Origin of the sequence: Neisseria sp. P0008.S004 (assembly GCF_051962755.1) — a bacterium.
Taxonomy (GTDB): Bacteria; Pseudomonadota; Gammaproteobacteria; order Burkholderiales; family Neisseriaceae; genus Neisseria; species Neisseria subflava_A.
On the sequence record NZ_JBQCUZ010000009.1, the window covers coordinates 23,484 to 44,246 of the forward strand.

The window sequence follows — 20,763 nt, forward strand, 5'->3', positions numbered from 1 at the left end:
CTTAATTTATCTAAGCAATTGTAAATAAATAATAAAAAAGTTCCATAGTATAAATTTCCCTATCAGTGATATTTTCAGAATTTATCAAATTTAAAAGGTTGATTTACAACAAAAATTAAAACCGCCTTATCTTTTATAGTTGGCATATTGCTGGTGCAATCAGCAATCCATGACATAACAAACGCATAACAAAGGAACCCTCCTATGCCACGTTTAAAACTCCACCAAATCGCTTTGGCTTTGGCCGTTTCTGCCGCGTTGACCGCCTGCGGTGAGAAAACAGCACAAACTACTGAAACTCCTCAAGCTGCTTCTGCCGCGAGCGCTGCCGATGCTGCCGCAAGCACCGCCGCCGTTTCAGCCCCTCAAAATTCTGCCGATGTTTCTGACGAAGACAAAGCCCTGTTGGAACGCGCGCAAGCCACGTTCAAACCTTTGCCTGACGCAGCCGAAATGCAAAAAGTCCGTCCGTTTACCGAAGAACAGGTCAAACTCGGCCAACAACTTTGGTACGAAAACCGCCTGTCCAAAGGCAACACCGTCAGCTGTAACTCTTGCCACAACTTGGCAACTGCCGGCGTAGACAACATGCCGACCAGCGCGGGCCACAAAAGCCAATTCGGCGGCCGTAACTCCCCAACTGCTCTGAATGCCGCCTTGTTGGGCAGCCAATTCTGGGACGGCCGTGCAGCCGATGTGGAAGAACAAGCCGGCGGCCCATTGCTCAACCCTGTTGAAATGGCCAACGCGACCGAAGCCGATGCCGCCGCAAAAATCGCCGGTATCCCTGAATACCAAGAAAAATTCAAAGCCGCATTCCCTGAAGACGGCGCGGTTTCCTTAAAAAACATCACCACCGCATTGGGCGCGTTTGAACGTACCCTGCTGACCCCGACCCGTTGGGACGACTACCTGAAAGGCAACGTATCTGCCCTGAGCGAACAAGAACGCAAAGGCGTACGCGCATTTATGGACAACGGCTGTATCGCTTGTCACAACGGCGTCAACTTGGGCGGTACCATGTTCCAAAAATTCGGCTTGGTGGACGGTCCTTACTGGAAACACATCGACGATCCTAAACACGACAAAGGCCGTGCGGACGTAACCAAAAAAGCCGAAGACGAATTCTTCTTCCGCGTTCCCGGCTTGAGAAACGTCGAACGCACCTACCCATACTTCCACAACGGCAGCGTTTGGGAACTGGATAAAGCCGTCAACATCATGGCGAAAGCTCAATTGGGTAAAACCCTGGCTCCGGAAGACACTGAAAACATCGTTGCCTTCTTGAAAGCCCTCTCCGGCAATGTTCCAGAGTCTGCCCGAACCATGCCTGAGCTGCCTGTATCCACCGATGTCAAATCCCAACCTGACAACAAATAAGGTTTAGCACAAAACAAAGGCCGTCTGAAAATCCGTTTCAGACGGCCTCTTTGTTGCCGGCCATATGGGCGCATTTGTTTCACGATTCCACACAATATGGTAATCTTGAGCCGATTTTCACCATACATCCGAAAGGAACATCATGAGCCTGATTATTGAAGACTTGCAAGAAGGCCACGGCAAAGAAGCCGTCAAAGGCAAAGAAATCACCGTACATTACACCGGCTGGTTGGAAGACGGTACCAAATTCGACTCCAGCCTCGACCGCCGTCAACCGCTGACCATCACTCTGGGCGTCGGCCAAGTGATTAAAGGTTGGGACGAAGGCTTCGGCGGCATGAAAGAAGGCGGCAAACGCAAGCTGACCATTCCTTCCGAAATGGGCTACGGCGCACACGGTGCTGGCGGCGTGATTCCTCCACACGCAACTTTGATTTTTGAAGTCGAGCTGCTGAAAGTGTACGAATAAGCATTTGACGCTTCAAAAGACCGAGGCCGTCTGAAATCCGAAGTTTGGTTTTTCAGACGGCCTGTTTTTATCAAGATTCGGTATAATGCCCTCTTTTACAAGCAAACCATTTCCCAAGGAACCACCATGCTTTTATCCGAACAAGTCAAAACCCTGATTGAAGGCGTTACCCCTTGCGAACACGTCGAAGTCGAAGGCGACGGCCATCACTTCTTCGCCGTAATCGTTTCCTCCTCATTTGAAGGCAAAGCCCGCCTCGCCCGCCACCGCCTGATTAAAGACGGCCTCAAGCCGCAACTCGAAAGCAACGAATTGCACGCACTGTCGATTTCCGTTGCCGCCACTCCGGCCGAATGGGCTGCCAAACAGGCTTAATTCGGAATCAAACAAAAGGCCGTCTGAAAACTTTTCAGACGGCCTTTTTCTTTTCATACATATTAAACAGCGCAGGCAATCAATACAAACGCCAAACCGCATTCGACAACACGCAATCGCGGTGTCAACCCTACCGGCACAACCGCCAAACTAGCCCTGCCGTTTCGGGAAAAACTGCACCACATTCTCCCCTTGCGGCAACACCAATTTCTTCACGGCATGGCCGTACACGGTTTCAAGCGTGATGTTCAGACGGCCTTCGTTTTCAAAAATCTTATCCACACATTCCTTGGCCGCTTGCGGATTGCTGAACTTTAACGCATTCCACAATCCCAAGGTTTCCATGTCCTGCCAAAACGTTCCGGCTTTTTTATAGCTCAACTCAAGCTTGGCCGTGTCGGTTACCGGATCGTAAAAGCCGTTGTCGGCGAGCATATCGCCCAAGTCGTGCATATCAATCAGCGTGGGCGCTTCGCATTCGATGCCTTCATGGTTCAGACGGCCTGTCAGCTCGCTCAGGCTGTCGCGGCCAAAGTGTGTGAAAAACAATAATCCGTCGGTTTTCAAAGCGACGGCCCAGTTTTTCAATACCGGCAAAATATCGTCGGCGCGGCTGAGGCTGAGATTGGCCCACAACATATCGGCGGATGCTTCGGGCAACGGCGCGGTCAGGGCTTGGTAATGCTGCGGAATGGTTTTGCCGGTCAGCTTCTGCCAGAAACCGCCTTTGCGCGCGGCAGCGGCGGTTTTCAAAAAGTCGGCATTCGGATCGTATTCTTCAAACACGGCGTCGGGATAACGCGCGGCCAGCAGGCTGCGGCTGATGTCGGCATCGGCACCAATCAGCATGATGCGTTTGGGTGCATTGCGGACCAGCTGCAGGCGCTCGTCGGTGTCTTGGGCGAGATGGCGGTGAATCTGCCAGCGTTTGTCTTGTTCGGTCATGGTGGGTCGTGTCAGCGGGCTTTGCCCGACAATGTTTTTATGGTTTAAGGCTGTTTCAGACGGCCTTTTCGACAAAATTGCGGTAGGTTTCGGCAAATTCGTCGGCATGGCTTAAAAAGGGCGCGTGTGCGGCTTTGTCGATAAGGACCAGCTCGCTGTTGCTCAAATGGCGGTGTAAATATTCGCCCATGCGCGGCGGTGTGATGGCGTCTTTCTGTCCAAACACCAGCAATGACGGCGTTTGAATAAGCGGCAACAGCGGACGCGCGTCGGCATGATTGACGGCTTCAAGCGCGGCCTGTAAGGCGGAAGGCGTGCCGCAGCGCGCCAAATCGGGCAATATGCGGTTTAAGATTTCGCCCGAATGCGGCGTGTGCAACAGTTGCAGTTGTAGAAACTGTTTAATATGTTTGGCATAATCCTGCTGGAATGCGCCGACCATCTTGCCCAAGGCAGGTTGCGCCAAGCCTTCGGGATAATCCGTGTCGGCAGTCAATCGGGCAAAACTTGCCGTCAGGCAGAGCGATTGGATTTTGTCGGGATAAAGCGCGGTCAAATACAGGGCAACCAGTCCGCCCAGCGACCAGCCGAGAATGTGTGCCGGCGTGTCGATTTGTCCGGCGAAGGCTTCGGCAACGGCGGCAATATCAAACGGTTCGGCAAAAGGCGCATCGCCGTGTCCGGGCAAATCAAGCGCGTGGACGTCCCAATTGGCAGGCAGGCGCGGTATCAAATCGTCGAATACATGGCGGTTCGCCGCCCAACCGTGTATCAGATAAACTTTTTTGGCGGAGTGTGGCATGAATGTTCTTTCTTGGTGGCGCAATTTGAAACGGCTCAATGCGCGACGTTGCGTATTATGCCACGATTCCGTTTCAGACGGCCTTTGCCGAGGCTGCGCAAACGATTTGACGGAATATTTTATCGACGCGGCACAAAGCTGTCCTTTGTGTTTCCGCTATGTCGCGGGCGGGGCGGTGTGCGGCAGTTGTCAGAAAAAGCCGCCCGCATTTGATAGAATGTGGGCCTCGCTGTATTACGAACCGCCCGTCAGCAGCATGATACGCGAGCTGAAACACTTGGCGGATTTGGGCATGAGCCGTCCGTTGGCGGATTTGATGTGCCAAAACGCACCGGACTGGCTGGCGGCGGAACACTTCGATTTCGTCCTGCCCATGCCTTTGAGCAAAGAGCGGCGGCTCAAGCGCGGATTCAACCAAAGCGAGGTGTTGACGGATATTTTGGCAAAACGCTACGGCTGGACGCTGCTGCCGCGCCACGCGGTTTTCAGACGGCACGGCGAGCCGCAAAGTACGCTGAAAAGCGACGAACGTCGGCGAAATATCAAGAATGCATTTAAAATCAAAACTGAATTGCCGAAGGCGTGTAATATTCTGTTAATTGATGATGTCTTTACCACCGGTTCGACTTTAAACGAATTGGCGAAAACACTGAAAAAATCAGGCGCAGGTAAGATTTTTTGCTGGAGCTTGGCGCGGCCGCCAATGAAAAAATAGCTTAAAGTTTTTGACACCCATGGAACATTTCGGCATTATGCCACTCTATAAGTGATTGATTTATATGTTTACCATAGTTTTGTACCAACCCGAAATCCCGCCCAATACGGGCAATATCATCCGCCTGTGCGCCAATACCGGTGCCGATTTGCACTTGGTCAAGCCGCTTGGGTTTCCGCTGGATTCGTCCAAAATGAAACGCGCGGGCTTGGATTATCACGAGTTTGCCAAACTGACGGTACATGAAAATTTCGATGATTGCCTCAAGGCCCTTGAAGGCCGTCGCATTTTCGCGCTGACCACCAAAGGTTCTACCCGACCCGACGAAGTTTCCTTCCGCGAAGGCGACGTGTTGCTGTTTGGTCCCGAAACGCGCGGCCTGCCTGCCGAAGTTCTCGACAGCCTGCCTGCCGGACAAAAAATCCGCCTGCCGATGATGCCCGACAGCAGGAGCATGAATCTTTCCAATACCGTCGCCGTTATTCTGTTTGAAGCATGGCGACAAAACGGTTTCGCAGGCGGCGTATAACAGGCCGTCTGAAACCGCTGCGTTATCAACTCAAGAACGGAACCCGTTTTGACTTTTACCAAAAAAACCCTCCTTTCCTTAGCCGCCGCCACCATCGGCGTCCTTTCCATCAATGCCGCCGTCGCCGACAGCGTGGTCCGAGTCGAAAAACTGCATCCTTCTGCCAACCGCAGTTACAAAGTTGCCGGCAAACGCTACACGCCGCTGACCAAAGTTTCCTCTTTCAGCCAAACCGGCAAAGCCTCATGGTACGGCAGCCAATTCCACGGCCGTAAAACTTCCAGCGGCGAGCGTTACAATATGAACGCCCTCTCCGCCGCCCACAAAACCCTCCCTATTCCCAGCTACGCACGTGTGACCAATATGCAAACCGGCAAAAGCGTCATCGTCCGTGTCAACGACCGCGGCCCTTTCCACGGCAACCGCGTCATCGATGTTTCCAAAGCCGCCGCCCAACAATTGGGTTTCATCAACCAAGGCACAGCCAACGTCAAAGTTGAACAAATCATCCCCGGCCAAACCGCCGCTCAAACCATTATTACCCCAAACAACAAAGAATTTTTTGTTGATTTGAAATCCTTCGGTACCGAACGCGAAGCGCAAGCCTATTTGAACCAAACCGCACAAAGCCTGCCATCCGACAGCAAAATCACGCTTGAAAAACGCAACTACGAATACGTTGTCAAAATGGGTCCGTTCAGCAGCCAAGAACGTGCCGCCGAAGCAGGCGAACGCGCCCGTCATCTGAACCTGGCATCCGCCATCTGATTTCGTCCGCGTTACCGCTGAAGTTTGATACAATACAAGGCCGTCTGAAACCCGATTGCAAGGTTTCAGACGGCCTTTTTTAATCACAGGGGAACACCATGATCAGCAGGCTCACAGGAAAATTGATTGAGAAAAATCCGCCGCAGGTCGTTATCGACGTCAACGGCGTCGGTTATGAAGCCGACGTTTCCATGCAGACTTTCTACAACCTGCCTTCCGTTGGCGAAACCGTCCATCTTTACACTCAGCTTGTTGTCCGCGAAGACGCACATTTGCTGTTTGGTTTCGCCTCAGCCGAGGAACGCGCCACCTTCCGCCAACTGGTCAAAGTCAGCGGCATCGGTGCCAAAACCGCATTGGGCATTTTGTCGGCCATGAATGCCGACGAGCTAGCGCAAGCCATCGCCGAAGAAGACGTCAAACGTCTCTCCTCCGCGCCCGGCATCGGCAAGAAAACCGCCGAACGCATGGTATTGGAACTGCGTGGCAAACTCGTGTCCCATACCGTTTCAGACGGCCTGTTTGCCCCTGATGCCGTTGCCGACGAAAGCCAAGACATTATCAACACCCTGCTTGCCCTCGGCTACAACGAACGCGAAGCCAAAGCCGCCACCAAAGGCATTCCCAAGGGCACGGAAGTCGGCGAAGGCGTGCGCCTGGCCTTGAAAAACCTGCTCAAATAAGGCCGTCTGAAACATGAAGACATTGGCCCTGAGCATCACCCTCTTTCTAAGCGCATGCGTCTATACCGAGACCCCGTATGGACGCACCGCCGTCTTGGACCTGCCCGTCCACTCGCAAACCACTGTCAACAAAACCGTGACCATCAACGCCCCGCCCGGGACGACCGTCATCTATCAAGACAGCGAACCCGTCCGCAATTACCCAGCCTATCCCGTTTATCCCCGCCGGGTTTATCGTTATCGATAAACAACGCTGACCGTTTGAAACCATAGGTTCAGACGGCCTGTTGAGAGACTAACCATGAAATACATCCTTCCCCTGCTTTTACTCCTGAGCGCCTGCACACCGGACACCAAGACCACGGATGCCGCATCCGACCCCAAAACACACGGCTTTGCACACCGCCTGACCGAAGGCGAAAAACTACTGACCCAAGCCCTCATCAAACAAGACCTCGCCGCCTACTTCAAACACGAAACCGGCGGCGCATTTGCCGAACAAGCCCCCTTATTCTCGGCCCAGCAACTTGCCGAACAGAAAAACATCCCCAAAAACGATGCCATCGGCGTTTACGGCAAAATCATCAAAACCCAAGGCCGCACCGCCTGGCTGCAAACCGACAAGCAAACCCTCAAACTCGATTTGGCCGAACCGCTGCAAGAAGCTCAAGGCGAAGTTACCCTTGTCTGCCAACACGAAAACACCGCATTCCAAGACTGCCAAACAGAAGAAAACTTCGCCCGACGCTTTACCGAACAAATTTTCTCGGCGGTCGAGTCCGGACGCGTATCCGCCCAAACAGACGCACCGGCCGAAGAAATCATGGCCGGCCGCCTTATCCCGTTTTTAAGTGCCGCCAGCGACTTTACCGGCAACTTCAAAGCCTGCGCCACCACCATGACCGAATACTGCACCAGCCGCCTAGCACGCGAAATGCCTGAATCCGCAGTCCGCAAAAAAGCACAGGAATTGGGTTTGACCGAAATAGCATTTAAAAAGAAAAAATAAATATTTAGGCCGTCTGAACCTTATGGCGGCTGTGTTATAATCCGCACCTCATACAGGTCGGACAGACAGTCGCCGCGTATCGCGTAAGGCATACGGGGAGGAAAGTCCGGGCTCCACAGAGCAGAATGCCGGCTAACGGCCGGGCGCGGTAACGCGACGGAAAGTGGAACAGAAAGCAATACCGCCGATGATTGCCTTCGGGCAAAACAGGTAAGGGTGAAAAGGTGCGGTAAGAGCGCACCGTGCATTTGGTAACAAAGCGCAGCAGGCTAAACCCCATTCGGAGCAAGACCAAACAGAACTCGATGACGCTGCTCGCCGAGCGTTCGGGTAGGTTGCTTGAGCACACCAGCAATGATGTGCCTAGAGGAATGACTGTCCGCGACAGAACCCGGCTTACCGTCCGAGCTGTATGTCCCCATACCGCGGCAGGTTTTAAAAACCTGCCGCATTTTTATAGAAATAAAAAGGCCGTCTGAAACCTCAATCTTGGTTTCAGACGGCCTTTTTAAACCGCTGTTTATGGGCGGTATTCCGGTTTCATGCCGTTGGGCAGGAGCTGCCATACATAGCCGGTGGTTTTCATTTTGCCGGCCACTTCGCCTGCTTCGTCACCATAGCCCCAGAAATAATCCACACGGACCGCGCCTTTAATCGCGCTGCCGGTGTCTTGCGCCATAATTAAGCGGTTGAGGGCTTTTTTGGTGATCGGATGGGCAGTGGCGACAAACAGCGGTGCGCCAAGCGTGATGTAGTGGCGGTCGATGGCACCGGCGTATTCGCCCATCAACGGCGTACCTAATGCGCCCACCGGGCCTGAATCACTGCTGCCGGTCAGCTCGCGGAAAAAGACGTAGCTTGGGTTTTGTCCCAAAACTTCGGCAAGGCGGCCGGGGTTTTGCTTCATATAGGCCTTGATGCCCTGCATGCTGGTCTGACCCAGCGGCAGATAGCCTTTATCCGCCATATAGCGGCCGATGGAAACATACGGATGTTCGTTTTTATCGGAAAATCCGACACGGATGTATTTTCCGGACGGTGTTTTCAGACGGCCTGAACCTTGAATGTGCATAAAGAAAAGTTCGACCGGATCATCTGCATAACCCAAAATCGGCGCTTTGCCGTTAAGCGCGCCGCCGTTGATTTGGCTGCGGGTGTAGTAAGGAACAAAACGGCTGCCTTCAAAACGGCCTTTCAGCGCAGTGCTGCGTGCTGTAATCGGGAATCTGGACAAGTCGGCCGTGTATGTACCGCTGTTGTCGATGACACCGCTGTTTGGGCCGGTTTGGCGGATGCGGACAGTGGCTTTGCTGCCCCTCAAGTTTGCAGCCAGCGGAACGGAAACGAAATCGTTCGGAATGCCGTAAATAGGGAAACGGGATTGGCTTGTGGATTTGTCGTCGCCGTGCAGGACCGGTTCGTAATAGCCGGTAATGGTGCCGGCAGGATTGCCGCCGTTATCGACGCGCCATGCGGTGAAATAGCGCTCGAAAAAGTGCTTGGCTTGGAAATGGTGCACCGGCGTTTGCATGGCTTGGATACAAACGTCCTGCCAGCCTTGGCGGTTTTTAAGTTTTTCACAGCCTAAACGGAAAGACTGCAGGCTTTTGGTAAAGTGTTGGAGGTCCCAGTGCGGCAATTCGTTGTAGGAAACTACGGTGTAGTTTGCTCCTCCCCCGCTCACTGTCGTACCGACGGGATCAGGCGTACCGGTGGGGCGGTCAGGACCTTTGATAACGCTGGTGTCGGTTTCGGGAAGATTTTTAATGCTTTTGCTCGGGCAGGCGGCAAGAATGGCTGCGGCAATACTGACGAGCGTAATGCGGTACAGATGTTTTTTCATGGAATCAATAGCGTGTCGAAAGGCCGTCTGAAAGCTATTTTTCAGACGGCCTATGTTGGAAAGTGCTGATTTTAACACAAAAAAGCGATTTATCGGCGCGGCGGCAATTTGACGACAACCGTATCGGCCAGCATATCGTAGAGCGTGCGACGGTTGCGTTTGACGGAGAAGAGCATGATGAAGTTGATGAAAGTCATAAGCAGAGAAACCAAATCTCCACCTGTTTCATTTACTGCCAACATTACCGCAATGACTATAATACCGACAATGAATGACCAAGCCACTTCGCGTATCAAAACCGTACCACCAAAACCCGGATTGCTACCGTCACTTTTTAACACCCGGATGCCCATAATTTTTTTACCTAAAGACTGACCGTCTCGGCTCATGTAATACAGTTGGAAGATACCAAAAACCAAATAGACAGCCAAAGAAATAAAAAATGTTATGACTGCATAGTCAGGAGTATTAGAAAGAGAAGACTCCGAAACTAATTCTTTGCTTTCATCAAAAGTGAAAACTACCATCACAATGAATGGTACCCATATCAAAAAAGTAAACAGATTATTCAACAAATATGCCACAACCCTCGCCCCCGGCGAAGCAATATGGACATCTACTATTTCTGTTTTAGGCAAATCCGACAAATTGATTTCGCTCATTTAATCTTCCTCTGTGCAATTAATGAAATGTAGTTTCATTGTTATCTTAACCTATTTTCCCATCATTCTAAAAATTTTTGATAAAAACCTTTACATTTTCCGCAGACGGCGTTAAAACACTCGTTTTCCCCTTTTTTATAGTGGGTTAACAAAAGTCTGAACAAAGCGGCAGGCGATGCCGTTCCGATTTTTGTTAATGCACTATAAACTTATCCGGATTTTCTTTGTAAGGAGTAACACATGAAAGTAGGTTTCGTCGGCTGGCGCGGTATGGTTGGCTCTGTTTTGATGCAGCGTATGAAAGAAGAAAACGACTTCGCCCACATTCCCGAAGCGTTTTTCTTTACCACTTCCAACGTCGGCGGCGCTGCCCCTGATTTCGGTCAGGCAGCCAAAACATTGTTGGATGCCAATGATGTTGCCGAATTGGCAAAAATGGACATCATCGTTACCTGTCAGGGTGGCGATTACACCAAATCCGTCTTCCAACCCCTGCGCGACAGCGGCTGGAACGGCTACTGGGTTGACGCGGCTTCTTCCCTGCGCATGAAAGACGATGCGATTATCGTCCTCGACCCTGTCAATCGCAACGTCATCGACAACGGTCTCAAAAACGGCGTGAAAAACTACATCGGCGGCAACTGTACCGTTTCCCTGATGTTGATGGCTTTGGGCGGCCTGTTCCAAAACGATTTGGTCGAATGGGCAACCAGCATGACCTACCAAGCCGCTTCCGGCGCGGGTGCGAAAAACATGCGCGAACTCATCAGCGGCATGGGCGCGATTCACGCTAAAGTGGCGGACGAGCTTGCCGATCCTTCCAGCGCGATTCTCGACATCGACCGCAAAGTGTCCGATTTCCTGCGCAGCGAAGACTATCCGAAAGCCAACTTCGGCGTACCGCTCGCCGGCAGCCTGATTCCGTGGATTGACGTGGACTTGGGCAACGGCCAGTCAAAAGAAGAATGGAAGGGCGGCGTAGAAACCAACAAAATCCTCGGTCGCAGCGACAATCCGACCGTAATCGACGGCTTGTGCGTACGCATCGGCTCTATGCGCTGCCACAGCCAAGCCCTCACCCTGAAGCTGAAAAAAGACCTGCCTGTTTCCGAAATCGAAGCGATTTTGGCAGGCGCGAACGACTGGGTGAAAGTTATCCCCAACGAAAAAGAAGCCAGCATCCACGAGCTGACGCCCGCCAAAGTTACCGGCACGCTGTCTGTTCCTGTCGGCCGTATCCGCAAACTGGAGATGGGTGGCGAATACATCAGCGCATTCACTGTCGGCGACCAACTCTTGTGGGGTGCTGCCGAGCCGTTGCGCCGCGTATTGCGCATTATCTTGGGCAGCCTGTAATTTAGGTTGGCATGAAAAAAGCAACGGTTTGAGCCGTTGCTTTTTTTGTCACAAAAAGGCCGTCTGAACATTTCAGACGGCCTTGTTTCCTATTCTTTTTTACCGGCTAAACCGATTTCTTTGGTGGAGTCGCCAACTTTGATTTGCGCTTTACCGGCAATTTCTTCAGCCTGCGGGCCGAAGAGTTTCAAATCGTAACGGCCGTTTTCTACGCCATTCAAACTGGTTTTACCGCTGATGGCGGCTTTGCCATTGTTATTGGCAATGCCTGCGGCAAGCAGGTCGACATTATTGTGGGAAGCCATGCTGCTGATTTTGCCGTAACCTTGTTTTTTATCGAAATCGACGGTGTATTTCAGACGGCCGCTGCGGTCGTCGCCATTAAACGCGATACCTGAATACTGATAGCTGCCTTGTTTGGGCAAATTGCGATACGCTGTTTCATCGCCTTGGACTTCGCCGACGATGAATGTGTATGTATCGAGGTTTTGCAGCTTGCCTGCGTCATCGGCTTTTTGTTTGGCGTAACGCGCGGCAACAGTGGAATAATTTTGTTTATACACTTGGAAGTCGCCCGTTTCCAAAGTGATGACTTGGCCGTTTACCTTAATTTTTTGGGCGTAGTCGTAAGAAGATACTTTATCGGTTTTCAAAAAGCCGGTATCGAGTTTGTCGCCTTTTTTCAGGTTTTGCGGTTTACCGTTGGCCATCAGCTCCAACGTACCGTTTTCAGGGACGGATTCGTTCAATTCAACGGACAACACGCCTTTCGGATGCGGATTGAGCGGCTCGGTCACGGCATTCGACAAGCCGCTTGTTGCGCCACCGCAGGCAGCCAACATCAAAGACAGGGAAGCAGTCAAAGCAGAAATACGGAGGGTTCGCATCATTTTTTCCTTTCCTTTTTATTTGGTATGATATTCATCATATACCTAAAAAAATGAACAATAAATGATTTTTGTCAAAATTAAGTATTTTGAATATTAATTTTATAAATATTGAAACATTTTAAAAATATCGGGCATTCAGTCCATCCAGCCTCCCTTCCGCTATAATCATTTTATTTTGCAAACGGACTTCATCATGCCGAAAATCACCCTTATCGCCGCCTACGCCGCCCGCCGCTGTATCGGCATCAACAACACTATGCCTTGGCATTTGCCCGAGGATTTTGCCTTTTTCAAATCCTACACCACCGGCAAACCCGTCATTATGGGCCGCAAAACATGGGAATCTCTGCCGCGCAAACCGCTGCCCGGCCGTCAAAATATCGTCATCACCCGCCAAGATTATCAGGCCGAAGGTGCGCAAACGGCGGCTTCTTTGGAAGATGCGCTGGCTTTGTGTCAGGGGGCTGAAGAAGTCATCATCATGGGCGGCGCTCAAATTTATGCACAAGCCCTGCCGATTGCCACGGATTTGCGTTTGACCGAAGTCGGTTTGGATGTGGACGGCGATGCGTTTTTTCCTGAGTTTTCCACAGAAACATGGCAAGAAGCCTCTCGGGAAAACCATGTTTCCGCCAAAGGCATCGAATACGCGTTTGTGCATTATGTGAAGGCATAATCCGACAACGCAAAGGCCGTCTGAAACCCTGTTTTTCAGGTTTCAGACGGCCTTTTTATTTCGTTTGTTTACGGCATACCGTTTAAGCCGTTTTGTTTTTTAAAGGCAGCTTGATATGCGGTTTGGCCGGCTTGGGTGCTTCTTTCAGTCCAAGTTCGATTTGCTGCTCTTCGCTCAACAAATTGCTCCAGTCGCCTTTTTTATACCAGTCGCGGCCGTCCAATTCGATGGGATGTTGGATGCGCTCGCAACCGTTGCCGCATTGCAGATCGTCTTCTTTGCAGTATTTGTCGCAACCCCAGCAGATACGCTCGGGATTTTTCGGGAAAATGGGAAATTTCTTGGCCATGGTGTTCTTCTTTTGTTTGTGTGCGGTATGGGCAGAATTATAAGTGATTTGAATGGGGCTGGCGGCGGGTTTATCGTGTTTTACGCTGATTTTTTAAGATGTGTTAACCTTTCAGACGGCCTATACTGTGAAAATAATCCCTACGCGGTACAACAAGAGGACCCGATATGAACATATGCCGTCTGAAGCCTGAATTTGTCGAGCCTTTATCACTCACGCTATTTGAGGAATGGCACGATTTTGCGCCGTGGTCGTCTCTGGACAAAATCCGTGTGTATTACGCACAGTGCCTTAATGGGGATGACTTGCCGCTGGCGTTTGCGGCTGTCGATAACGAAGGGCGGCTGATGGGTTCGGCGGCATTAAAGCGGTTTGATATGGCGTGTTTTCCCGAATACGAATATTGGCTGGGTGATGTGTTCGTTTTGCCGCAATTTCGCGGTTTGGGCGTAGGCAGGCAGCTGGTTTCGTTTTGTCTGGATAAAGCACGCGAACTGGGTTTGCCGCATCTGTATCTCTATCCAGCCGCTGCTTTTGTTGTTGCTGCGTTCGCTGCTGCTTTGTTCGGCGGATTGGAGTGTGATGTCGTTATCGGCAATCAGGCCGGTTCCTGCTTTACCTGAAACATCCGATCCTGTGATGTTGATATTGGATTGTTCGCCTGCACCTCCGGCAATAAGGGTAGTTTTACCGCCTGCTTGAATTTGGCTGGCTTGGGCTTGATTTACTTGAACTTGGGTGGTTTGTCGGTTTTGCTGTTCGCCGTAGGTTATGGAAATGCTGACTTCTGCTGCTGCAACCGCTGCTTCTAAATACCGCTTGGGCAAGGATATACACGGTTTTTTGTCATGTGCTTAATTCTTCTTGCTTGTTTTTTTCGGTGAGTTGATTTTCTTTTTTTACACAGGCAATAGGCACTTGGCGGTGCATGGGATTAATACCACAACCAAGTGATAGCACCGGGTGCTTCGCTTTCGTTATATGGCTCACTGGGATAGAGCTTGGGTGAGAGAATGTTTAGGGGGGAGTGGGCATAGTTTAGAGTTACGATTAGTTAAAGTAAAAAGGAAAGGTAAGTGGTTTTAAGGCAGCCTGAAACGGAGTTCAGCGAAACCAAAACCGCGTGTGCATGAATGCACATCCTACCATTTCACTTTTTTGGTTGGTTACACAGGCTATGCTGGTTAGTAGTGCCAGTTAATCTACATCTTGATAAAGTTTATCTATAAAACTATCAAAATCAGGTGTGATGGGAACTGTAATCATCTTGGTATTACCTAGTTCATCTTCGTAAAATTCATCATGATACATAAGTACGATGGATGGATTACTTGAATTCTTACGGTAATCAAAACAAATATAATCGCCATTTGCACTTATTCCAAATGCAACAACTTGGTTTCCATAGCCATATTCATTATCAATGCATGAATAGGTATAGATATTTTCATGACAGGAGGCATCTTTTTTATATCCTAAAAATAAAATATTTCTGTCATCTGTATTCTTATTATTATCAATAAAAATAAAACAATCTTCTTCGGGATATAAATAATCATGTTCACTTATCAAATATATATACGATCTAGGGAATGTTACACCTAAATTTTCTGCAAATTTTTCAATGATTGAAGCAGAAACTTTTCCTTCATCTCTCCAGATATTTAATTTTTTCATTATTCATTTCCTTGATTAACGTCCTTTTTTTAATGCATTTTGACCAGTATGTCTAACTGCATCATGTATTTCCAATGGTACTAGCTGCATGTTATTTGGTGCACTTTGTGCATTATGATGCCAAATATATCCATTAATAGTCCGTTTTCCAGCCATAATATCTTCTAACTGTGTGCTAGTAAAATTTGATTTAGGAATTACCCCACGCCGGATGTGCAGGCCGTGTATGAAAAGTTCGGCTAGAAAGAAATCACGCAGACTTGGCACAACGGGGAAACCGTATCCGTCATGAAATTGGATTTATAGCTTGAAATGAATAAAAGGCCGTCTGAACATTTGATTTCAGACGGCCTCTGCCTTTGAATTATCCACAACTACCCTATCCGTTTAAACGGCGGCAAACAGGCCAATAATTGCTGGCCGTAGCGTTGCGTTTTGACGCGGTTGTCGAGGATGGTCACACGGCCGTAATCCTGTTCGGTACGGATAAGGCGGCCGACGGCTTGGATCAGTTTGATGCTGGCTTCAGGCACCGTAATTTCGATAAAAGGATTGCCGCCGCGTTGTTCAATCCAACGGTTTTGGGTTTTCTCGATGGGGTTGTCCGGCATGGCAAACGGCAGCTTGGCAATAATGACTTGAACGCAGGCCGTGCCGGGCAGGTCGAGGCCTTCGGCAAAACTGTCGAGGCCGAAAATAATGCTGGCTTTACCTTCGGCAATGGCTTGATGGTGCCTTTGCAACAGGACAGCCTTGGGCAACTCTCCTTGTACAAGCAGAAGCGGCAAGTATTCGTCAGGCAGTCGTAAGGCGACATCCTGCATTTGCTTGCGCGAGGAAAACAACACCAGCGTGCCGATGGCTTCAACCGGCGAAACCAGCTTCGGCAACCATTCGACAATGGCGGCCGTGTGCGCATCAGGGTCTTTGGGGCTGGCGTGTACGGGCGGAATATACAGCTCGCCTTGCGTATCGAAATTAAACGGGCTTTCCAATGCAAGCGTGGTGGTTTCGGGCAGCCACAGCAGGCCGGTTTGGCGCAAAATCAGGTTGAAGCTGCCGAGCGATTGCAGGGTGGCCGAAGTCAACACCGCACCTGCCGCGCGCCGCCACAGGCTGTTGGCAAGGTGGGATGCGCTGCTGATGGGGCTGGCGTTGAAAATATAGTCGTTTTTGTCGTCGGCACGGCGGGTTATCCATTTCGCCAACGGCTCTTCGCCTTCAATGGGAACGGTAGAGAGCAAATCCCAAACTGCGCTGATTTGTTCGATACGGGCGATAAAAAGGCCGAACTCGCTGGTCAGGCGGTCGATGAGCGCGCCGTCCTGTTCTTTTTCGCGGCGGGCGGCGGAAAGCGCATCGTTCAGCCCGACGACGTGTTTGAGCAGGCTGCGTGCAGCAATGGCCGTATTGGAAACTGTGGTTTCCAGGCCTTCGGGGATTTTGCCGTCTTCCCACAGCCAAGTCGGTTCGTTGTGTTTCCGCCTGTCGTTTTCAGACGACCCCAGACTTAAAGACGGCTCTTCCGCCAAGTGAAACTGCCATTCGTGCAGGCTGTCGAGCAAGGATGTGGCAGCTTCGTCAGCAAGGTTGGCAAGTTCGGCTTTATCGGTCAGCGTGGCAATTTTGCCGGTAAGCTGCGGCAGTTTTTCCAGCGTCCAAACGGCAATATTCCATGAATGTTCGGCGGCAAAACGGCTGAGGGCTTTTTTGGGCAGATGGTGCGCTTCGTCTATGCAATAGAAACTGTTTTCGGGTGCAGGCAGAATCACGCCGCCGCCCATGCTGATGTCGGCAAGCAGAAGGTCATGGTTGGCAACGACGACATCGACGGTTTCCAAAACATCGCGCGCCAGGTAAAACGGGCATTCCGGACGGTTAGGACAGGCGGATTTCAGGCAACCGTGGCGGTCGTTGGTAACTTTGAGCCAAATCGCGTCATCGATTTTTTCCGGCCAAGTGTCGCGGTCGCCATTAAAGCGGCGGGCGGAAAATTCATCGGCAATGTCGCGCAGCAGGTTCAATTCTTCCGGCTTGGGTTTGCTGTCCCACAACACTTCCGGCGCTTCAAAACCAAGCAGGTTTTGCTGGGCGTTGTTTTGCGTCAGTTGATAGAGTTTGTAAGGGCAAAGATAACGGCCGCGCCCCTTGGCAAGCGTAAAGGTCAGCTCCAAACCGCTTTTTTCGACCAGAAACGGTAAATCGCGGTCAACCAACTGCTCCTGCAAGGCCACCGTCGCGCTGCTGACAATCAGCCGTTTGCCGCGCGTTTGCGCCATGATGCCGCCGGCCAAAAGATAGGCCAACGATTTACCCACGCCGGTCGGCCCTTCGATCACGGCAATGCTCTCGCCCTCGCGTTTGGGCGCTTCTTCGCCTTCTTCACGCGTCAACGTCCGCGAAAAAGCGTTGGCAATCGCCGCAATCATTTCCCGCTGCGAAGCGCGCGGACGGAAACCGGGCAGGTTTTTGCCGATGTTTTGGTAATGGTCGCGGATGGCGTTTTTTTCTAAATCGGTGAGCATTGAGGCCGTCTGAATGGGTTTGCAAGAATAGCGTATTTTAGCATTTTTACCTTCATGAAGCCTTCGTAAAGTCTTACCCTATTTTAGGGTTTGGCATTTTGATGGCGATGGACGAACTGCAAAGGCATAATCGTTTTTAATCAAGCAAAGGGCCGTCTGAAACTTTAGCCGCACTGATGCAGAGGCACCCACAATTTTTGTTTTTCGGATTTGTTTTTCTCGTAGCGGTTCCACGCTTTTTCGTGAAAATAAAAGACGACGGTATTGGCGATGGGTTCGACCAAGGCCACCGCGCTGGAAACGCCGATACTGCCGGTCAGAATATAGGCGACACTAAATGCGACGCTGAAATGCAAAATAGCAAATGTAATGGTTTTAATCATTCTGTTTTCCTGATACATTGGTGTTTTAATCGCTACATAATAATTATTATCAACTAACGCGTATATTTTAAATCCTTTATCCTAATTTAGATTTTATAAATCGATATTTTATTTTTGATAGGAATTTTATGAACCCGCTCCATATTGTCGTCCTCGACCGCGATACTCTCGTCAACCGCCCGTTTGATTTTGATTTTCCACATACATTGAGCAGCTACGGCACAACCGAAGCGCACGAAACCTTAGAGCGTATCCGCGGCGCGGACATTGTGATTACCAACAAAGTCGTGATTTCCGCCCAAGCATTTGCCGAAAATCCACAATTCAAGCTGGTTGCCGTTACCGCGACAGGCGTCAACAATGTGGACGTTGAGGCTGCCAAACAAAACGGTACGGCAGTGGGCAATATCCGCGCTTACGGCAATGAATCCGTGGCGGAACACGCGTTTATGATGATGATTACCCTGATGCGCAACCTGCCTGCCTATCAGCGTGACGTTGCGGCAGGCTTGTGGGAAAACTCACCGTTTTTCTGCCACCTCGGCGCACCGATGCGCGATTTGAACGGTAAAACGCTGGCGATTTTCGGTCGCGGCAATATCGGGAAAACGCTGGCAACTTATGCTCAGGCTTTCAAAATGAATGTCGTGTTCGCCGAACATAAAAATGCCCAAAGCGTCCGCGACGGTTATGTTTCCTTTGACGAAGCCATCCGCTCCGCCGATGTCGTATCGCTTAATTGTCCGCTCACGCCGCAAACGGCCAATATGATAGGCGAAGCTGAATTGCAGCAAATGAAACCCGGCGCCATCCTCATCAACTGCGGACGCGGCGGCTTGGTTGATGAAGCCGCTTTGGTTGCGGCGTTGAAATACGGCCAAATCGGCGGAGCAGGTTTTGACGTATTGACACAAGAGCCGCCGCGCGACGGCAACCCTCTGCTGAAAGCCCGACTGCCCAACCTCATCGTCACGCCACACATTGCATGGGCAAGCCAAGAGGCCGCCAACCGCCTGTTTGACATCCTTTTAGACAATATCAACCACTTTGTGGCCGGTAATCCGCAAAATCTGGTTTAATCTATGGAAAACCTGTTGATAAGGTTGTGAACAATTTTAAAGGCCGTCTGAAATATTCAGACGGCCTTTATTAATTCTTATTTATTTCATAAAGTTATCTATAAAATAGGTTAAATCGTTTCATTCTTCATTGTGGATAACCCTATAAAAAGGCCGTCTGAAATACTCAGACGGCCTTTTGTTTGCTCAGGCAAATTAAATATCGTATGTGGTTGAAGCGGTATCGCCGCCCTTGCCTGTCCAGTTGGTATGGAAGAACTCGCCGCGCGGTTTGTCGGTACGCTCGTAAGTGTGCGCGCCGAAGTAGTCGCGTTGCGCTTGCAGCAGGTTGGCCGGCAGACGCTCGGAAGTGTAGCCGTCAAGGAAGGTAATGGCGGAAGCCATGCAAGGCATCGGAATACCGTACTCAATCGCTTTGGCCACCACTTTACGCCATGCAGGCAGACAGGTTTCCAACACGCCTTTGAAATAAGGATCGGAACCCAAGAATACCAAATCAGGATTGGCTTCGTATGCGTCACGGATGTTGCCCAAGAACGCGCTGCGGATGATGCAGCCTTCGCGCCACAAGAGGGCAGTATTGCCGTAATTCAATGCCCAATCGTTGTTTTCGCTGGCTTCGCGGATCAGCATAAAGCCTTGTGCATAAGAAATGATTTTGGATGCCAACAGGGCTTGGCGCAAAGCATCCACCCATGTGGCTTTGTCGCCTTCGACGGGGCTGATGGTTTTGCCAAACAGGCTGTTTGCTTGGGCGCGTTGGTCTTTAAACGCGGACACGCAACGTGCAAACACGGCTTCGGAAATCAGGGTCAACGGGATACCCAAATCGAGGGCATTGATACCGGTCCATTTGCCTGTGCCTTTTTGACCTGCGGTATCAAGGATTTTTTCGACCAAAGGTTCGCCGTTTTCATCTCGGTAACCCAAAATCGCGGCAGTAATTTCAATCAGATAAGAATCCAGTTCGGTTTTGTTCCACTTGTTGAAGATTTGGTGCATTTCATCATAAGACAGGCCCAAACCGTCTTTCATGAATTGGTACGCTTCGCAAATCAACTGCATATCACCGTATTCGATGCCGTTGTGCACCATTTTGACGAAATGGCCTGCGCCGTCGCGGCCGACCCAGTCGCAGCAGGGTTCGCCTTGCGGGGTTTTGGCGGCAATGGCTTGGAAGATAGGTTTGACGGCGGGCCATGCGGCTTCGTCGCCGCCGGGCATGATGGACGGGCCGTGACGCGCGCCTTCTTCGCCACCGGATACGCCCGCGCCGATAAAGCGGATGCCTTTCGCGGCCAGCTCGTGTGTACGGCGGGTGGAATCAGGATAGTTGGCATTACCGCCGTCAATAATGATGTCGCCTTCGTCCAAAAGCGGAACGAGTTGTTCGATAAAATCGTCAACAACAGAGCCAGCGCGAACCATCATCATGATTTTGCGCGGTTTTTCCAGTTTATCCACTAAATCTTGCAATGAATAGGCACCGATAATGTTGGTACCTTTAGCTGCGCCGTTGAGAAAATCGTCTACTTTAGCGGTGGTCCGGTTGTACGCCACGACTTTGAAACCGCGATCGTTCATATTCAAAATCAAATTTTGACCCATAACGGCCAAGCCGATGACGCCGATATCGCCTTTCATTGAT

At 50.7% G+C, this 20,763-nt stretch carries 24 protein-coding genes, 1 other RNA gene and 1 pseudogene; 14 read left to right on the forward strand and 12 right to left on the reverse strand.

Translation table 11 applies throughout. The features are described from left to right. Positions 1 to 204: 204 nt before the first annotated feature. The 3 genes from ACTHSW_RS09655 to ACTHSW_RS09665 all read left to right on the forward strand — a co-directional run bounded on the left by ACTHSW_RS09655 (position 205) and on the right by ACTHSW_RS09665 (position 2,224). On the forward strand, positions 205 to 1,380 hold the full coding sequence (locus ACTHSW_RS09655) for a cytochrome-c peroxidase (protein ID WP_440373891.1): 1,176 nt from the start codon (positions 205 to 207) through the stop codon (positions 1,378 to 1,380). A gap of 139 nt (positions 1,381 to 1,519) precedes the next feature. Next, positions 1,520 to 1,849, forward strand: coding sequence for an FKBP-type peptidyl-prolyl cis-trans isomerase (locus ACTHSW_RS09660; protein ID WP_094192864.1), 330 nt, complete (start codon positions 1,520 to 1,522; stop codon positions 1,847 to 1,849). Between the two features lie 126 nt (positions 1,850 to 1,975). Beyond that, positions 1,976 to 2,224 (forward strand): BolA family protein, encoded by a 249-nt coding sequence (locus tag ACTHSW_RS09665; RefSeq protein WP_070461546.1) that lies wholly within the window; start codon positions 1,976 to 1,978, stop codon positions 2,222 to 2,224. A gap of 150 nt (positions 2,225 to 2,374) precedes the next feature. On the opposite strand, the gene ACTHSW_RS09670 is transcribed toward ACTHSW_RS09665, so the two are convergent. Both ACTHSW_RS09670 and bioH read right to left on the reverse strand, forming a co-directional pair. Further along, complete coding sequence (locus ACTHSW_RS09670; protein WP_070461545.1) at positions 2,375 to 3,169, reverse strand: methyltransferase; 795 nt, start codon at positions 3,167 to 3,169, stop codon at positions 2,375 to 2,377. 55 nt (positions 3,170 to 3,224) lie between these two features. Continuing rightward, entirely contained in the window at positions 3,225 to 3,971 is a 747-nt protein-coding gene (gene bioH / locus ACTHSW_RS09675; protein WP_070461544.1) for a pimeloyl-ACP methyl ester esterase BioH, read from the reverse strand. Between bioH and ACTHSW_RS09680 the strand changes: the two genes are divergently transcribed. The 7 genes from ACTHSW_RS09680 to rnpB all read left to right on the forward strand — a co-directional run bounded on the left by ACTHSW_RS09680 (position 3,970) and on the right by rnpB (position 8,090). Continuing rightward, positions 3,970 to 4,686 (forward strand): ComF family protein, encoded by a 717-nt coding sequence (locus ACTHSW_RS09680; RefSeq protein ID WP_070461543.1) that lies wholly within the window; start codon positions 3,970 to 3,972, stop codon positions 4,684 to 4,686. The genes bioH and ACTHSW_RS09680 overlap by 2 nt on opposite strands. A gap of 64 nt (positions 4,687 to 4,750) precedes the next feature. Continuing rightward, positions 4,751 to 5,215 (forward strand): tRNA (uridine(34)/cytosine(34)/5-carboxymethylaminomethyluridine(34)-2'-O)-methyltransferase TrmL, encoded by a 465-nt coding sequence (trmL, locus tag ACTHSW_RS09685; RefSeq protein WP_070461542.1) that lies wholly within the window; start codon positions 4,751 to 4,753, stop codon positions 5,213 to 5,215. 48 nt (positions 5,216 to 5,263) lie between these two features. Continuing rightward, entirely contained in the window at positions 5,264 to 5,983 is a 720-nt protein-coding gene (locus tag ACTHSW_RS09690; protein WP_070461541.1) for a septal ring lytic transglycosylase RlpA family protein, read from the forward strand. 98 nt (positions 5,984 to 6,081) lie between these two features. Continuing rightward, positions 6,082 to 6,666, forward strand: coding sequence for a Holliday junction branch migration protein RuvA (gene ruvA / locus ACTHSW_RS09695; protein WP_063068624.1), 585 nt, complete (start codon positions 6,082 to 6,084; stop codon positions 6,664 to 6,666). A 13-nt stretch (positions 6,667 to 6,679) separates the two neighbouring features. Continuing rightward, positions 6,680 to 6,913 carry a methionine-binding protein gene (locus tag ACTHSW_RS09700; protein WP_070461539.1) on the forward strand — a complete coding sequence of 78 codons (234 nt, stop codon included), beginning with the start codon at positions 6,680 to 6,682 and terminating at the stop codon, positions 6,911 to 6,913. A gap of 54 nt (positions 6,914 to 6,967) precedes the next feature. Continuing rightward, complete coding sequence (locus ACTHSW_RS09705; protein ID WP_049335661.1) at positions 6,968 to 7,675, forward strand: hypothetical protein; 708 nt, start codon at positions 6,968 to 6,970, stop codon at positions 7,673 to 7,675. 53 nt (positions 7,676 to 7,728) lie between these two features. Further along, positions 7,729 to 8,090: RNase P RNA component class A (gene rnpB / locus ACTHSW_RS09710), an RNA gene on the forward strand. Positions 8,091 to 8,195: 105 nt separating this feature from the next. Here the strand turns inward: rnpB and mltA are convergent. Then, positions 8,196 to 9,518 (reverse strand): murein transglycosylase A, encoded by a 1,323-nt coding sequence (gene mltA, locus ACTHSW_RS09715; protein WP_070461538.1) that lies wholly within the window; start codon positions 9,516 to 9,518, stop codon positions 8,196 to 8,198. A gap of 89 nt (positions 9,519 to 9,607) precedes the next feature. After that, positions 9,608 to 10,180, reverse strand: coding sequence for an RDD family protein (locus tag ACTHSW_RS09720; RefSeq protein WP_070461537.1), 573 nt, complete (start codon positions 10,178 to 10,180; stop codon positions 9,608 to 9,610). 240 nt (positions 10,181 to 10,420) lie between these two features. Here ACTHSW_RS09720 and asd point away from each other — a divergent pair, with 240 nt between their 5' ends. After that, a complete protein-coding gene (asd, locus tag ACTHSW_RS09725; protein ID WP_063076326.1) occupies positions 10,421 to 11,536 on the forward strand; it encodes an aspartate-semialdehyde dehydrogenase in 1,116 nt (371 codons plus the stop codon). An 89-nt stretch (positions 11,537 to 11,625) separates the two neighbouring features. Here the strand turns inward: asd and ACTHSW_RS09730 are convergent, their stop codons facing one another. Then, positions 11,626 to 12,423, reverse strand: coding sequence for a factor H-binding protein (locus ACTHSW_RS09730; protein WP_070461536.1), 798 nt, complete (start codon positions 12,421 to 12,423; stop codon positions 11,626 to 11,628). Between the two features lie 196 nt (positions 12,424 to 12,619). On the opposite strand from ACTHSW_RS09730, the gene ACTHSW_RS09735 reads away from it, so the two are divergent. Continuing rightward, positions 12,620 to 13,102 carry a dihydrofolate reductase gene (locus tag ACTHSW_RS09735; RefSeq protein WP_070461535.1) on the forward strand — a complete coding sequence of 161 codons (483 nt, stop codon included), beginning with the start codon at positions 12,620 to 12,622 and terminating at the stop codon, positions 13,100 to 13,102. 82 nt (positions 13,103 to 13,184) lie between these two features. On the opposite strand, the gene ACTHSW_RS09740 is transcribed toward ACTHSW_RS09735, so the two are convergent. After that, complete coding sequence (locus ACTHSW_RS09740) at positions 13,185 to 13,451, reverse strand: DUF3079 domain-containing protein (protein WP_003686685.1); 267 nt, start codon at positions 13,449 to 13,451, stop codon at positions 13,185 to 13,187. A 167-nt stretch (positions 13,452 to 13,618) separates the two neighbouring features. On the opposite strand from ACTHSW_RS09740, the gene ACTHSW_RS09745 reads away from it, so the two are divergent. Next, a complete protein-coding gene (locus ACTHSW_RS09745) occupies positions 13,619 to 14,074 on the forward strand; it encodes a GNAT family N-acetyltransferase (protein WP_234396013.1) in 456 nt (151 codons plus the stop codon). On the opposite strand, the pseudogene ACTHSW_RS09750 reads toward ACTHSW_RS09745, so the two are convergent. From ACTHSW_RS09750 to ACTHSW_RS09770, 5 genes and pseudogenes are all read right to left on the reverse strand, one after another. Next, positions 13,973 to 14,245 (reverse strand): annotated as a pseudogene (locus ACTHSW_RS09750) (hemagglutinin repeat-containing protein); the annotation flags it as partial. The gene ACTHSW_RS09745 and the pseudogene ACTHSW_RS09750 sit on opposite strands and share 102 nt — an antisense overlap. 403 nt (positions 14,246 to 14,648) lie before the next feature. Next, on the reverse strand, positions 14,649 to 15,128 hold the full coding sequence (locus tag ACTHSW_RS09755; protein ID WP_070461533.1) for an SMI1/KNR4 family protein: 480 nt from the start codon (positions 15,126 to 15,128) through the stop codon (positions 14,649 to 14,651). Between the two features lie 15 nt (positions 15,129 to 15,143). Further along, positions 15,144 to 15,395: an HNH endonuclease gene (locus ACTHSW_RS09760; protein ID WP_283120669.1), complete on the reverse strand. Its 252-nt coding sequence runs from the start codon at positions 15,393 to 15,395 to the stop codon at positions 15,144 to 15,146. Positions 15,396 to 15,502: 107 nt separating this feature from the next. Next, positions 15,503 to 17,653, reverse strand: a complete 2,151-nt coding sequence (gene dinG / locus ACTHSW_RS09765) for an ATP-dependent DNA helicase DinG (RefSeq protein ID WP_070461532.1) — start codon at positions 17,651 to 17,653, stop codon at positions 15,503 to 15,505. Positions 17,654 to 17,817: 164 nt separating this feature from the next. Continuing rightward, positions 17,818 to 18,036: a DUF2061 domain-containing protein gene (locus tag ACTHSW_RS09770; protein WP_107768592.1), complete on the reverse strand. Its 219-nt coding sequence runs from the start codon at positions 18,034 to 18,036 to the stop codon at positions 17,818 to 17,820. 128 nt (positions 18,037 to 18,164) lie between these two features. Here ACTHSW_RS09770 and ACTHSW_RS09775 point away from each other — a divergent pair, with 128 nt between their 5' ends. Then, a complete protein-coding gene (locus ACTHSW_RS09775; RefSeq protein WP_440373892.1) occupies positions 18,165 to 19,115 on the forward strand; it encodes a D-2-hydroxyacid dehydrogenase in 951 nt (316 codons plus the stop codon). A gap of 195 nt (positions 19,116 to 19,310) precedes the next feature. Here the strand turns inward: ACTHSW_RS09775 and gnd are convergent, their stop codons facing one another. Continuing rightward, entirely contained in the window at positions 19,311 to 20,759 is a 1,449-nt protein-coding gene (gnd, locus tag ACTHSW_RS09780) for a decarboxylating NADP(+)-dependent phosphogluconate dehydrogenase (protein WP_070461529.1), read from the reverse strand. Between the last annotated feature and the right edge of the window lie 4 nt (positions 20,760 to 20,763).